The following is a 12,826-nucleotide window of genomic DNA, read 5'->3' as shown; positions in this document are numbered from 1 at the left end:
GCATGATCCGTATGCTTATCTCAAGGATGTGCTGATGCGGCTGCCGACCCAGCGCGCCAGTGAGATCGCCGGGTTGTTGCCGCATAACTGGCTGCCGTTACGCAACCTGTAATGCCCGTTCGCTTACAAAAGCTCTGCAAGATCCATCGTTTCGGATGAAGGAGCCCATCTCCCACAGTGCACTAGACTCCTCGGCAAATGAGCCAGTCGCAGGAAGAGAATCAACATGAAGGCATGGATGGGAGTGTCAGCATGACAGCAGGGATGGGCACTTACTTGGTGCTACTTGCGTTGGCTCTGATTGGCGGAATATCGGCGGGCTTGCTAGTGAGAGCATTCATATGGCTGCTTTCCCGCTGGGGCAGACCGCTATCCCGCAATCGCGGCTGGAAAGCGTTGCTAGCATGCGTGGGCTGTTTCGCGTGGTATCCATTACATTCCATCTTCACCCTAAACAGTGTACCAATCTCGTTCCTGTTCGCTCTCGGAATGTGCACCGGCATTCTGTATTGACCAAGACCGTTCTCCACAGAACCCATGCCCCCGCCGAAAATAGAGTGCAACTCTTCTGACGATTCGGTTTTTAGGCTAGAAAATAATGATGGGGCTCACCCGGCGTGACGTACTGCATCCTGCGAAGACGGGCACTGCCCACACCGGATGAGCCTGCTGAATCGGCATGGACAGAAGATGACTATGAAGACCTCCGGCGTCTGCACGAATGACAGAATCGCCCCCTCTCTTCTTCAGCATTTCGGGACGATTTCCAGCGTAGCGAACGGTGCTAGCTTTAGAAATTGCCCACGACCTTTTGGGGTGAGTTCTATCAGTGCCTTACCCCGACGATTATAAGAAGAGTAGGTAAACTTCAGATGATCGAGCTTTTTGAGAGCTTGCTGTGCTGACTCTACCGACAAGCCGGTCAACTTACCTATCCTTTGGGACTCAAGTGCTGGACTCCTCCGCGTCATCTTTCCAATGGCGACAAGCACGGCTTCTTCATCTGGCGTAAAGGGTGAAACATACGGTGCTATGCGCTTACGCCGGACAGATGCGCTCATCATCATTGGAATGGCTACTGCCGCGATAGCCATTAACAAAACCATGAGAGCAAAAATTCGCACATAGATGTCATTTTCAAACAATCTGTTCAGAGTCGCCAACCATACCCCTGTAGCTTCAAGCGTGGAGTTAACAAACGACTCTTTGTAGTAGCTCTCCGCAAGCTTGTTAGCAGGGACGCCCAATGCGGGTACGAGCATCGCTCCAGCTAGCCATTTAACCCACTTCAACCCAAAGCCCGTTTTTGCGTCGTCCATTTTCATATCGTCACCCGCACATCACTCGATTTTACGAATGTTACTGAGTCGTTCGTCTGAAAGCCAACCACAGGCGCGCATCCTAGGGACACAACTCTTGAGTCCGTCTGACACTACAGATACTGTACGAACATACAGTGTTTGGTGCAGACGTGATGGAAGACGATTTGATCGATGAATCAGGGTTTGAGCTGGGGATGCCAACCCACGTGGAAATGCTTCAACACTACTGTTCAGTGCTGGAAGCTGAGCTGGACACAACACGTCAGGATTTGCGTAGAGCCCACAAGACTATTGCGGGAATGATCGTCATGTACCGTGACGGATCGAAGGAACTGGCTGCACTCAAGGTTGAACACGAGCGTCTGAAATGGACGCTCAGTGACACGTACAGCCGGGAACGTGAACGGGAAACATCACGGATGGGATACGCCTACGGTGATCACACGAAGGGCAGGACCTAGCTCAAGAGTAGTGAGATGGAGAGCTTGGCTGCCCCCAGAGAGATGCAGTTGGCTATCGCTGACTGACGGCATCGTGACCAATCAGCGAAGGATCACTCCCATACGGAAGATCTTCAGCGCGTGACTGAGTGGCCCAGGTAATCTTGGTGATTTCCATAATACGATCAACTATTGGTTTCAGATTCCCGCCAACCTTCTTGCGCATCACACTGCCCTCTACGGTCAGGCCGTAGAAGTGGTCAAGATCAGACATTTTCATTCGTATCTCCGATTGCAGACTTTCTATTCGTTTCAAGAGACGACGTTTGTGCTGTTCTTCGAGTTCGTCATTATCACAAAGAAGCTGCCAAAGTTCACCGAGCAGCGTCTGGATACGAGCGACATCGCTTTCGGTGAATTCGTAGGTAAAAGATGAAGAAATGATATTTGCAAATTGCCTCTTCATCGACGCTAGCGTCTGAGCTGCTTGCTGTTGTTCAAGCTCATATGACACACCCCATAAGAAATTAGCTATCGCCATACATGAGCTAACGTGGTGCACCTCCACGTCGTCCAAGACCGTTGAGAACTCTATTAATCGTGCTTCTGCCATTTCAGAAACAAGAGCGTAAGCCTCCATTAATATTTCGTGCTCGAAGGGTCCAAAATCACAGCGTTCACCAATTAGTTGATCCACATATTCACAAGCGGCGATGGCCGTTTTCAGTGGCTCAACTTGAATATTTTCGATGATAACTTCTGGGATTTTCATGAACTATCTCCGTCGAATTTTTGAAAGATAGGACAATAGAGGCAAATTGTCATCATCAGCTCATCGCCACTCACAGGGCAAATCCCCTTTTCCGCCAAAATTTTCGACCTCTTCACAAAGAAGGGGGGTACGGGGTGGGGGGTCTCTGCGAACACTCAGTCTTGCCCGAGGTGCTAAGCGGGGTGCAGTGGGGGCTAATGGAAACCTGAGCTTCTCAAAAATAACCTTTGACGCCCTTCTTGATGAGTCTGTGAGGCCGCTGGAGACGACCAGTTCAGGGGCAGCTACCCAATGTCCAAAGACGACGAAGCCCGCTCTTTGGCGGGCCTGTGGGCACTGTGAAAGCGAGAATGATTAAGCCTTGTTCCAATGACGCTTGACGGTGGCAATACCGATAGACAGCTCTTTCGCAACCTGTGCTTGTGTTCGATCTTGAGCCTTCAGACGTTGGACTGCGGTTGTGGTGTCGGTTGCTTCAGGACGTCCCAGCTTCTTGCCTTCAGCCTTGGCACGAGCCAAGCCTGCCTGTGTACGCTCTATCAGCAAGTCACGTTCAAACTCAGCTACTGCCCCCAGCACTTGCATGGTCATCTTGCCCGCTGGTGAAGTCAGGTCCACGCCGCCAAGGGCAAGACAGTGAACACTGATGCCAGTAGCAGCTAGATGCTCAACTGTCTGGCGGACATCCATCGCATTACGGCCCAGACGGTCAAGCTTGGTCACGATCAGCACGTCTGATGATTCCATGCGTTCCAACAGCTTTTGGAAGCCGGGGCGTTCCGTTGCAGCGATACTGCCTGAGATGGTTTCCTCAACTACTCGACTCGCCTGCACGTCGAAGCCTGCACTCTTCACTTCCTGCACTTGGTTCTCAGTGAACTGGCTAGCGGTGCTGACGCGGCAGTACAAAAATGTGCGGGACATGGCGAGCGGCTCCTTGGTATCAGTTAAGGTGGGATCACGATACCGAAGGATCATTTAATCGTAAATGCTATTTTAATGATACCAATCCGAGAAGGTTTGGCTGGCATCGTTTAACGGTCGATTGATGATCCCTTATTCGCCCCGAAGCACCCTGATTGCAGTGGTGATGCCTTCAGCGTGCAGGTCGAGAACTTCCAAGGCTGTCACTGCATTGTCTGCAACATCTGTAGAGCCACGCTCCCGCACCCACTTGGCGAGCTCTTCATGGCAGCACCTATGCCGTTCTGACTGATCATCAGCAACTCAAGGGCGTTGGCTGTGGCTTCGTTCTGGTCTGACATGGCAATCCTCCTTGGATGAGAGAAGCAGGCTAGCTCAGTTGGGCACTTGCCGACATCTGGCTGTTGACGCCAGTTCAGGGCGGCGGGGTGCCCCTACCTTGCACGAATTCGGCGATTACGGACGAAATATGGCATTTCAACGCATAAACCCAAGATTCAGCACTGTCAACGCATCCCACTAAGCAAACTTTAATCACTATCTATGCGGAATGCGGGCTGTAGCCATGGGCACCCTCTTCGCTACAGGTTGAACGTGTGATGGGCATAGAGGTATCAGGGAGGTTTAGGTGGGGTTTTGCGGAGGTTTCCCGCCTGACTCCAATCAGCCATCATCCATGCCACAATGCAGGCAAACCAGTTAACAACAGGGACGACATGGACAGAATGAACGGATGGCAACGCTTGTGGTTGATCCTGGCCGTGTTAACGGCTATCGGCACGACTGTCTTTGGCGTGATGGAAGTTAGCCGGACCAGCCACATTCAAGACCGTCACAATCAGGTGCTGATCAGTTATCGAGCCAAGATCAAGGATCTAGAACACCCTGACAAGGATGCTACACACGGAATACTGTACTCCATGCGAACTTCCCACCTTCGAACGGTGGATGAAGTTAAGAGTGCCATCCGGCAGGCTGACGCTGAATACGAAGAGGACCTGAAGAACCTACTATGGACTCAAACCAAACAGATAGCATTTCTATTCGTCGCTTGGTCTGGTGGATGTCTACTGCTGTACGGATTTGGTCTGACATGCAACTGGGTATACCGGGGCTTTCGCCCTGAGAAGGCGTGACACTTCAACATGAATGACTGCTGTGAACTTGCGTTCACTCGCTCTTAGGGCGAATCAGTTCACAGCGCACGCTGTGCTGGGGATCAACGCTTCTGCACAGTCTGACATCCAAGTAATTCCGGTAAGCGCAGCTTACGACAGTTTCTAGTTCGAGCATCGCTCGCGTCTATTGCACTGGCAAGCGCTAGCTTGACGCAGAACCACTCCTATTGGTTGGCGGATAATTGTCAATTATCAATCCGCCCATGCCCATGAACTGCCGTTCACTATGGAGTGGGGACACCTTAGACCTACCGGTCTTGCACATACACAGTAAGTCATAACCACATTTTAGCTTCGCTGGTGCCCTTGATCTTGTTTGTAGTGCAAGAAGGGAATACGTGAGTATTCACGTGTTCACCTATCAGCGATAGCTGAAAACAGTAAACTTCAAGTTAGAGACCACATTGAAATTCTGGGATTGATAATTATCAACAATCCCAGCTACACCTTCAGGCTATCGCCTCTCTCACAGGGTATACAGTCGCGAAGTCCCTTCACTGAAGTACACATGTAAGCTGTCGCTTACCGTGCAAGGCAACGTCAAAAGCATCGTTCGCTTCGCTCTCTTATAATATCTGTCGTTAATTGTGCATCAGCGCTTCCCGCTTCCAGTTGCCTGCTGTGTTCCTGTGGACTCCAAACCGTTTGGCTACGGCAGTAACTGTTACGGTTTGGTCTTGCCGGAACAGCTTCATCGCTTCTGCGTTGTCGGGTGACTCCCCCCGAAGGTATGCACTACGCTCTTTCCAGAACGCCTCAAAGTCCAACGTATACTCAAATTGTTCCATCAGTTCCGGATGGCCCTCAAGATGACGCATCAAGCCTCCAAGTGCAATTCGCGCCGCTTGTACAACACGCTCAACTTGGCGAACGCCCATAGGTTCAAGGTTGTGGTTGCAGAGAGCTGTGGCTGCGCTCTCTGTACAGATTTCGGATTGGTATAACACCCTCCGAACGTCACTTGGCGATACGTTGAAGCGTCCAGTCGTCGCAGTTAGACCACTTTCATGCTCTACCTGTATACCGCACGCTCCGATGATATAGCCATCTATCCAATCGGCGGAGTATCCGTCGAAATTGAAGTACTGCAAGAATCCGGCTAATGGGTTGGTCAGTACAGCGACTGGTCGACCGGCATTCGATGCCAAGAGGGCTTGTTGTGGAAACTGGATGATATCTGCCGAGCTTTGCTGTGAAGCTTCTGGCCCCGCAGTCATCTCAAGTGGAGTGCCGTCATCAAACATAGTGAAGTTTGGTCGGTAAGCGGTCGCCTTCACTTGAGGCAGGTAGTTGTATGGCTCTGGTGTGAGTTGACTGTGCACGTAGCAACCGATGATTTCGCCAGTTTGCTTTTCGACAATCAGGTTGTCGACACGGAGAGTGCGGTTCTCGTCACGGGCTTGGCGAAGTTGAGCGAGAGTAAGAGGATTGATATCTGTAAGGGGTGGCCAGGTGGTAGCGTGAAGCATTGTTGATCTCCTTGTTCAAGTTCATGTCATAGGCAGTTCCTCTCGGGTAGTGCCGGGTTAGTTGTCAAATCGCGGACGCAAGAAAACCACACTCCGAGATCACCTTGGTTGGTGGCGGATGCGGTCTGGTCTACTGCGAATAGACGCCCATCATACTAAGGAAGCCAGAGGAAGTCAAGTAGCACCGCACTACAGGCGCCTGTGGTGCGTTATGAGCAACTTTATCCATGCAGATCATCCAGAACCAGTAACGAACTTGCCGTAGCCCCTGAGCGGCCTCAGACGCTTTACTGTTGGCTTTCGGATTGCCTGCTGAATATCGACCTTCGGCTATTCACCGTAGTGCGAAGTAGACGAATACCACTGCAATGACGATGAACACAATCCTGATAGTCGCAAGGTTGCTTGAACTGTTGTCAGTCTTCAGTTGTTGATAGCTCTCGTTGTCAGTCATTCCTTGTGACTTGTAGTGCATCAGACTGTTGATCTTGTGATCGATTTGAACATTCTTGCCATGATTGACCGACGCAACAACGATCCAGACAATCGCCCAAAATCCGAGCGTTGGTATGCACAGCAATAAATGAAGCAAGTGGTTTGTTTTCTTCTTCTGGCTGGCCAGAACAAAAAGCTGCTCGTTCATGATTCATCCGTAATCCGCTGATGGTTGGCTGGGGTGTGAAGGAAGGAATTTATCCCAAATTCAGATATCTGGAAACCAGATATAGGTTGGAAGGCTGCCCACTCGTAGCCAGTCAGCCATGTCCAAGACGATCTATAGACCTGAACACACTGCACTTCTTGCCCTACTGAAGAAGCACAGGAAAGCGGTTGGTATGACTCAAGCTCAGTGCTCAACCGCTCTGAGCCGCCCACAATCCTTCATGAGCGACGTTGAAAGCGGAGCACGTCGCCTGGATATCGTGCAGCTTCGCGATTTGTGCAAAGTCTTGGGAATTGGCTTGCCGGATCTGATCGCAGAGTTTGAGAGATCACTGTCAGTAGATGGCAAAGCGGAATCTCAGTGATGATGGGGCGCCAATGGGTAGCGCACGCACATCACACCCGGCCATCCGTGCAAGTGCTGCTACAACCATTCACTCGCTCAGGATGATTCCTGACGATTTATCACTGGAGCTAAACGCCTGTCGCGGCTTGATGCCTCCCCGATGCTTATCCAACCTGAACGGCTTTGATGGCGAGAGGAAAATGATCACAGTAAGAGGGTAAAGCAGCGCCATGTGGGACTTGCCGGATCGGCAGCGCCCCCCCCCCCATAACAGGAGTCTCAGAGAAGACACCCAGCATCCGAACCTGTTTTTTAGGCCGATACGTTCTGTGGCCCGAATCTATCCTATAAAGTTTACCCAGCCGTTATCCTCGGAAGGAATCCACCCTTCGGAGAATTTGGTGATGAGTGTTTTGAATTTAGAACTGATGAGGTTTGTTCCGTAACGGCGGTTGTATTGTATTGAGAACGTTACAAACGCGGGTTTGCGAAGCGCCACCCAGAAGGCGTACAACGCATCGGCTGAGCGCCAGATGGTCATGCTGTCGTTACTGTTTACGACTGACCCGTGCTCCCAGGGCAACTGTCCCCTCGCCAGTTTGGTGGCAGAGATTTTTGCTTTACAAGCATCGGACTTCGGGGTTCCAGCGTTGGCCGGCATCTTCCCGAGGCGCTTCTCCCGCATCTTAGCCTTGGCAGCATCCGTATGCTTTTTGCCGAAGAAGGGGTTGTTCTCGCCCACGCCGAGCCTCGCTGTATCAGCTACCAGGCAACCACAAGACTTATACGAGCCTACGCAGTCAGGGCTCACTTCCCTGGTAAGGAGGACGCGCTTTACGCCGCAATCACAAACGCAATTCCATTTAGCCATTTTCTGGCCCCTAGCATTGCGTTTATATCCAGCCTGACTGACGACCAGCAGTCTATGGTTACGGACACCTACCAATGACTTGGTCATCATGCCTGTCAAAAGCTCAGATTGGACGCGGGCGTACTCTTCGCGGATGGCAGCGTATAATCTGGAGTTGACCTTGCCGCCGTTGCGTGAATCAACATTCGCCATCATGAACGCGGCGTACACCAGGAGGTAATCGCTCGGGTGCATCTTCCACAGCAGCATGTGTGCGATGTAGTGCTCCCGGCCCGTGAACATCACCAGGTTATTCTTCGCATCACTCCCACCCCTGCATCGAGGTACGATGTGATGAATCTCGAAGTAACCAGTATGTTCGGCCTTGTTGAGGCCCCGGCCTTTGGCTTTCGTTAACAGGGCGTCGTAAATGCGTGCGTGATCCATTCATCTCTCCATATGCTCAAAGAGATGTCCTGCCTCCCCAGCCAATAGGCAGCTTATCTGGAGGGCTTACGGGCCACCAAAACTGCAGTGGTCATCTTCACACCTCACCAAAAGGTTCAGTGACAGTACTGACCGACATAGCCAGTAGCCAGTTGCCGCCAAGCAAGAAGGTTGACCAGAGGAAAGTTGAAGAAACCATAGGCAGACGATAGCATGCCGCTTGCGATGCACCACTTAGGTGTACCTAAACGCTGTCACACTTCGAGTTTTTTGACTGAAAAATCCTTGTAGAATCAAGGACTTGGAGATAGGTGGTAACCCCACCAGCCACACCCCGGCACACAATGTTCCCGCTGTGGCTGCTTCCTTCCGGATCTGACCAGGTTCACGGGTAATCGTTGCGGGGGGACCGATGGGGTCACCATAACGACACTCACCAGTTGGCGAGCCGCGCCATTGTACCTATCTGAGACGAAGTTACAACCGTTCGGCCAGATTAAAAAAAATGAGTCGGCTCAAGGACATGCAGTGAGCTTTAAAAAGATCGCAGCCTCGCTTCGCGGGGCGGCTCCTACAGGGAGCGGTATGCATCCGAAGGTTGCGATCGCCTGATCTATTGCGCCAACACCTCATCCGCCCTGCCCCCCTCCTGCTGGATCACCAGGTGGATGAAGTGCAGCTTGGCGATCACCGCCGGTGGCAGGACGAACGGATAGAAATCCGGCTGACCCATGCTGCGCGACAGTTCGTTGAGCATGCCGGCCAGTTCGATCCAGGCGTTGACGAAGGACAGGAACGCCGCGCCTCCGGGATGCTGCGGGTCGTAGAGGGTGCTGGAGGGAAAGGGCTGGTAGTCGAAGTCCAGTTCCCGGGCGCTCATGCCGAACCCCAATGCGGTGTCCACGGCGTCCATCATGTGCAGGTAGTGCGCCCAGGTTTCGGCCCAGTCTTCCCATGGGTGCATGCTCGCGTAGGCGCTGACGTACTGTTGTTGCCAGGCGAGCGGCGCGCCTTGTTGATAGTGGCGCTCGAGGGCCTCGGCGTAGCTGGCGCGTTCGTCGCCGAACAGACCGCGGAACGGTTCCAGCCAATGACTGTTGGCGATCAGCCGGTTCCAGTAGTAATGCCCGACCTCGTGACGAAAGTGCCCGAGCAGCGTGCGATACGGTTCGTGCATCTGCACCCGGACCTGTTCGCGATGGGCGTCGTCGGCTTCCTTGATGTCGAGGGTGATCAGGCCGTTGGCGTGGCCGGTGGTCGGGGGTTGGCCTTCGAGGTCGACGCCGATGAAGTCAAAGGCCAGGCCGCGCGCTTCATCCTGGTTTTTTGCAATCACCTGCAAGCCAAGGCTGACCAACTGCGCGACCAGGCGCCGCTTGGCGGTTTCGACCTTGCGCCAGCGTTCGGGGTTTTCGGCAATCGACAGGTCGGGAATGGTGTGGTTCAGGCTGCAGGCGATGCACAGCGCATCATGGTCGTTGGCGGGGAGCAGCCAGTTGCAGGCGGCCGGGGAGTCGAGATTGGCGCAGCGGCGGAAGATACCCGCCTCGGGATCGGCGTCGAGCAGCCAGGTGTCTGCGTGCACGCCGGGCTGCAGCGAGGACAGGCGGCCCTGCTCGGGCTGATAACCCAGGGCCGCCGAACAGGCCAGGCACTGGCTGTTGCGGAAGAACAGCGACTGCCCGCACCGGCACTGCCAGACTTTGCTGTTGCGCGAGCTCTCAGCCATGAACGGCGCGGCGATGCGCGAGCTGAGCTGTTCGAAGAAGCGGTACATGGCGATCTCTCCCTGGGACTGGCCAAGACTAGATCATGAATGGGTATCGATCGTTCCCGATTTTTTGTGAGACGGCTGATATTGCTTTCGCTGGCAAGCCAGCTCTTACAGGGGGTTGGCGTTGACCACAATTCATCTGTACACCGGTGACTCCTGTAGGAGCTGCTTGCACGAATGGCATCAAACGGTAATACCGTGCTTGCCCAGGAACACGACAAACGCTTCTTCATCCAGCACCTTCAACCCCAGCTCATTGGCCTTGGTCAACTTGGAACCGGCACCCGGCCCGGCGACCACGCAGTGGGTCTTGGCCGACACCGAGCCCGCCACCTTGGCACCCAGGCTTTCGAGTTTGTCCTTGGCCACCTCGCGGCTCATCAGCTCCAGCGAACCGGTCAACACCCAGGTCTGCCCGGCCAGCGGCAAGCCTTCGACGACTTTTTTCTCGCTCTGCCAGTGCATGCCGAAATCGCTCAGCTGCTTTTCGGCGGCCTCAGCGAGTTGGCGATTAGCCGCCTGCGCGAAAAACTCCCGAACCGCATTCGCCTGTTTCTCCGGCAATGCCTGACGCATGTCCAGCCAGTCGGCGTTCATCACCGCCTTCAGCGAACCGAACTTGTCAGCCAGCTTCTGCGCCCCGCCCGGGCCTACCGAGGGAATATGCAGCTTGTCGAGGAAGCCGCCGAGGGTGGTGCTGGCGGAAAATTCGGCGCCCAGCTCGCCCTGGTCCTGGATCTGCAGGCCGTGCTTGAGCAGTTCCTTGATCACCTGCTGGTTGTGCGCATCTTCGAAGAAGCTGTGGATCTCGTGCGCCACTTCCAGGCCGACATCCGGCAAGTAGGTGAGCACTTGCGGCAAGGCCTGCTGGACCCGCTCCAGCGAGCCGAGGGAGCGTGCCAGCACCTTGGCGGTCTCTTCGCCGACGTCGGGAATCCCCAGGGCGTAGATGAAGCGCGCCAGGCTTGGTTGTTTGCTGTCTTCGATCGCACTGAGCAGTTTTTTGCTCGACAGTTCGGCAAACCCTTCCAGGTCGACAATATCGTCGAACTTCAAGGCATACAGATCGGCCGGCGAACTCACCAGGCCTTCGTCCACCAGTTGCTCGACGCTCTTGTCGCCCAGGCCTTCGATGTCCATGGCGCGACGGGAGACGAAGTGAATGATCGCCTGCTTGAGTTGCGCGCCGCAGGCCAGCCGGCCGACGCAGCGGTACACCGCGCCTTCGCTGATGGTCTCGCGCCCCTTGCTGCGCTTGACCAGTTGCGTGCGCTCGACATGGGAGCCGCACACCGGGCACTGCTCGGGAATCTGCACCGGCCGCGCGTTATCCGGGCGGCGCTCGGTGATCACTTGCACCACCTGCGGAATCACGTCGCCGGCGCGCCGGATGATCACCGTGTCGCCGATCATCAAGCCCAGGCGCGCGACCTCATCCATGTTGTGCAAGGTCGCATTGGCCACGGTGACGCCGGCCACCTTGACCGGTTTCAAGCGCGCCACCGGCGTCACCGCGCCAGTGCGGCCCACCTGGAATTCCACATCGAGCAACTCGGTGAGTTCTTCCATGGCCGGGAATTTGTGCGCGATGGCCCAGCGCATTTCGCGCGCGCGAAAACCCAGCTCACGCTGGGAGGCAATGCTGTTGACCTTGAACACCACGCCGTCGATTTCATAAGTCAGCGCATTACGGCGCTCACCGATGTCGCGGTAGTAATCCAGGCATTCATCGATGCCGTACGCCAGTTTCAGTTCATGGCTGATCGGCAGGCCCCAGGCTTGGAGCTGCTTGAGATTGCCAATGTGCGTGTCGGCAATATCCGCTGAGATCTGGCCGATGCCGTAGCAGCAGAATTCCAGAGGACGGTTGGCAGTGATCTTCGAATCCAGCTGGCGCAAGCTGCCCGCCGCCGCGTTGCGCGGATTGGCAAAGGTCTTGCCGCCGACTTCCAGCTGCGTGGCGTTGAGCCGCTCGAAACCGGCCTTGGACATGAACACTTCACCGCGCACCTCCAGGGTCGCCGGCCAGCCGCTGCCATGCAGCTTGAGCGGGATGTTGCGTACCGTGCGCACATTGACGCTGATGTCTTCACCGGTGGTGCCATCGCCGCGGGTCGCGCCGCGCACCAGCACGCCATCCTGATACAACAGACTGACCGCCAGGCCGTCGAGCTTGGGTTCACAACTGTATTCCACCGCGGCGGCGCTGCCGAACAAGTCGCCGCTCGGCAGATCCAGGCCTTCGGTGACCCGGCGATCGAACTCGCGCATGTCGGTTTCTTCGAAGGCGTTGCCGAGGCTGAGCATCGGCACTTCGTGGCGCACCTGGGTGAACGCCGACAGCGCCGCGCTGCCGACGCGCTGGGTCGGCGAATCGCTGGTGATCAATTCGGGGTTGGCCGCTTCGAGGGCCTTGAGCTCGTGGAACAACCGATCGTATTCGGCGTCCGGAATGCTCGGCTCGTCCAGCACGTGGTAGCGATAGTTGTGCTGATCCAGCTCAGCGCGCAGCTCTAGAATGCGTTTGTTGGCGGCGGTCATGGGTGTTCTCTCATAAAGCAAAAGAGCAGCCGAGGCTGCTCAATCTGTTGAAGCGGCGGAGATTCATTGTAGGAGCCAGGCTTTGCCGGGCGAGCGAGCT

12 protein-coding genes and 1 other RNA gene are annotated in these 12,826 nt (G+C 54.9%); 4 read left to right on the top strand and 9 right to left on the bottom strand.

The genetic code is table 11. From position 1 onward, the window contains the following. A partial coding sequence (locus BZ163_RS01750; protein ID WP_143510995.1) for a transposase domain-containing protein occupies positions 1 to 112 on the top strand: 112 nt, incomplete at its 5' end. Between the two features lie 634 nt (positions 113 to 746). On the opposite strand, the gene BZ163_RS01745 is transcribed toward BZ163_RS01750, so the two are convergent. Then, positions 747 to 1,325, bottom strand: a complete 579-nt coding sequence (locus tag BZ163_RS01745) for a hypothetical protein (RefSeq protein WP_128869544.1) — start codon at positions 1,323 to 1,325, stop codon at positions 747 to 749. 149 nt (positions 1,326 to 1,474) lie between these two features. Here BZ163_RS01745 and BZ163_RS01740 point away from each other — a divergent pair, with 149 nt between their 5' ends. Then, on the top strand, positions 1,475 to 1,783 hold the full coding sequence (locus BZ163_RS01740; protein ID WP_128869543.1) for a hypothetical protein: 309 nt from the start codon (positions 1,475 to 1,477) through the stop codon (positions 1,781 to 1,783). 52 nt (positions 1,784 to 1,835) lie between these two features. Here the strand turns inward: BZ163_RS01740 and BZ163_RS01735 are convergent, their stop codons facing one another. Beyond that, positions 1,836 to 2,534, bottom strand: coding sequence for a hypothetical protein (locus tag BZ163_RS01735; RefSeq protein WP_128869542.1), 699 nt, complete (start codon positions 2,532 to 2,534; stop codon positions 1,836 to 1,838). Positions 2,535 to 2,888: 354 nt separating this feature from the next. Continuing rightward, entirely contained in the window at positions 2,889 to 3,458 is a 570-nt protein-coding gene (locus BZ163_RS01730; RefSeq protein WP_128869541.1) for a recombinase family protein, read from the bottom strand. Positions 3,459 to 4,174: 716 nt separating this feature from the next. Between BZ163_RS01730 and BZ163_RS01720 the strand changes: the two genes are divergently transcribed. Continuing rightward, positions 4,175 to 4,594, top strand: a complete 420-nt coding sequence (locus BZ163_RS01720) for a hypothetical protein (RefSeq protein WP_128869540.1) — start codon at positions 4,175 to 4,177, stop codon at positions 4,592 to 4,594. A 623-nt stretch (positions 4,595 to 5,217) separates the two neighbouring features. Here the strand turns inward: BZ163_RS01720 and BZ163_RS01715 are convergent. Together BZ163_RS01715 and BZ163_RS01710 are read right to left on the bottom strand one after the other, a co-directional pair. Continuing rightward, positions 5,218 to 6,105, bottom strand: coding sequence for a hypothetical protein (locus BZ163_RS01715; protein WP_128869539.1), 888 nt, complete (start codon positions 6,103 to 6,105; stop codon positions 5,218 to 5,220). A gap of 334 nt (positions 6,106 to 6,439) precedes the next feature. Next, entirely contained in the window at positions 6,440 to 6,748 is a 309-nt protein-coding gene (locus BZ163_RS01710) for a hypothetical protein (RefSeq protein WP_128869538.1), read from the bottom strand. A gap of 118 nt (positions 6,749 to 6,866) precedes the next feature. Between BZ163_RS01710 and BZ163_RS01705 the strand changes: the two genes are divergently transcribed. After that, a complete protein-coding gene (locus tag BZ163_RS01705; protein ID WP_128869537.1) occupies positions 6,867 to 7,133 on the top strand; it encodes a helix-turn-helix domain-containing protein in 267 nt (88 codons plus the stop codon). A gap of 321 nt (positions 7,134 to 7,454) precedes the next feature. Here BZ163_RS01705 and BZ163_RS01700 read toward each other — a convergent pair whose 3' ends face one another. From BZ163_RS01700 to ligA, 4 genes are all read right to left on the bottom strand, one after another. Further along, on the bottom strand, positions 7,455 to 8,411 hold the full coding sequence (locus BZ163_RS01700; RefSeq protein ID WP_128869536.1) for an NUMOD3 domain-containing DNA-binding protein: 957 nt from the start codon (positions 8,409 to 8,411) through the stop codon (positions 7,455 to 7,457). Between the two features lie 318 nt (positions 8,412 to 8,729). Next, positions 8,730 to 8,826: signal recognition particle sRNA small type (gene ffs, locus BZ163_RS01695), an RNA gene on the bottom strand. Positions 8,827 to 9,024: 198 nt separating this feature from the next. Next, positions 9,025 to 10,188: a putative zinc-binding metallopeptidase gene (locus BZ163_RS01690; RefSeq protein ID WP_128869535.1), complete on the bottom strand. Its 1,164-nt coding sequence runs from the start codon at positions 10,186 to 10,188 to the stop codon at positions 9,025 to 9,027. A gap of 180 nt (positions 10,189 to 10,368) precedes the next feature. Continuing rightward, positions 10,369 to 12,726, bottom strand: a complete 2,358-nt coding sequence (gene ligA, locus BZ163_RS01685) for an NAD-dependent DNA ligase LigA (RefSeq protein WP_128869534.1) — start codon at positions 12,724 to 12,726, stop codon at positions 10,369 to 10,371. Between the last annotated feature and the right edge of the window lie 100 nt (positions 12,727 to 12,826).

This window comes from Pseudomonas sp. VI4.1 (genome assembly GCF_002029345.1).
Taxonomy (GTDB): domain Bacteria; phylum Pseudomonadota; class Gammaproteobacteria; order Pseudomonadales; family Pseudomonadaceae; genus Aquipseudomonas.
This window is presented reverse-complemented; position numbering and strand designations above follow the sequence as displayed.

What these genes read in the sequence shown, in the direction of transcription:
- BZ163_RS01735 (WP_128869542.1), bottom strand. Translation starts at nt 2,534, where the DNA reads ATGAAAATCCCAGAAGTTATCATCGAAAATATTCAAGTTGAGCCACTG.
- BZ163_RS01710 (WP_128869538.1), bottom strand. Translation starts at nt 6,748, where the DNA reads ATGAACGAGCAGCTTTTTGTTCTGGCCAGCCAGAAGAAGAAAACAAAC.
- BZ163_RS01705 (WP_128869537.1), top strand. Translation starts at nt 6,867, where the DNA reads ATGTCCAAGACGATCTATAGACCTGAACACACTGCACTTCTTGCCCTA.
- BZ163_RS01715 (WP_128869539.1), bottom strand. Translation starts at nt 6,105, where the DNA reads ATGCTTCACGCTACCACCTGGCCACCCCTTACAGATATCAATCCTCTT.
- BZ163_RS01690 (WP_128869535.1), bottom strand. Translation starts at nt 10,188, where the DNA reads ATGTACCGCTTCTTCGAACAGCTCAGCTCGCGCATCGCCGCGCCGTTC.
- ligA (WP_128869534.1), bottom strand. Translation starts at nt 12,726, where the DNA reads ATGACCGCCGCCAACAAACGCATTCTAGAGCTGCGCGCTGAGCTGGAT.
- BZ163_RS01745 (WP_128869544.1), bottom strand. Translation starts at nt 1,325, where the DNA reads ATGAAAATGGACGACGCAAAAACGGGCTTTGGGTTGAAGTGGGTTAAA.
- BZ163_RS01740 (WP_128869543.1), top strand. Translation starts at nt 1,475, where the DNA reads ATGGAAGACGATTTGATCGATGAATCAGGGTTTGAGCTGGGGATGCCA.
- BZ163_RS01700 (WP_128869536.1), bottom strand. Translation starts at nt 8,411, where the DNA reads ATGGATCACGCACGCATTTACGACGCCCTGTTAACGAAAGCCAAAGGC.
- BZ163_RS01720 (WP_128869540.1), top strand. Translation starts at nt 4,175, where the DNA reads ATGGACAGAATGAACGGATGGCAACGCTTGTGGTTGATCCTGGCCGTG.
- BZ163_RS01730 (WP_128869541.1), bottom strand. Translation starts at nt 3,458, where the DNA reads ATGTCCCGCACATTTTTGTACTGCCGCGTCAGCACCGCTAGCCAGTTC.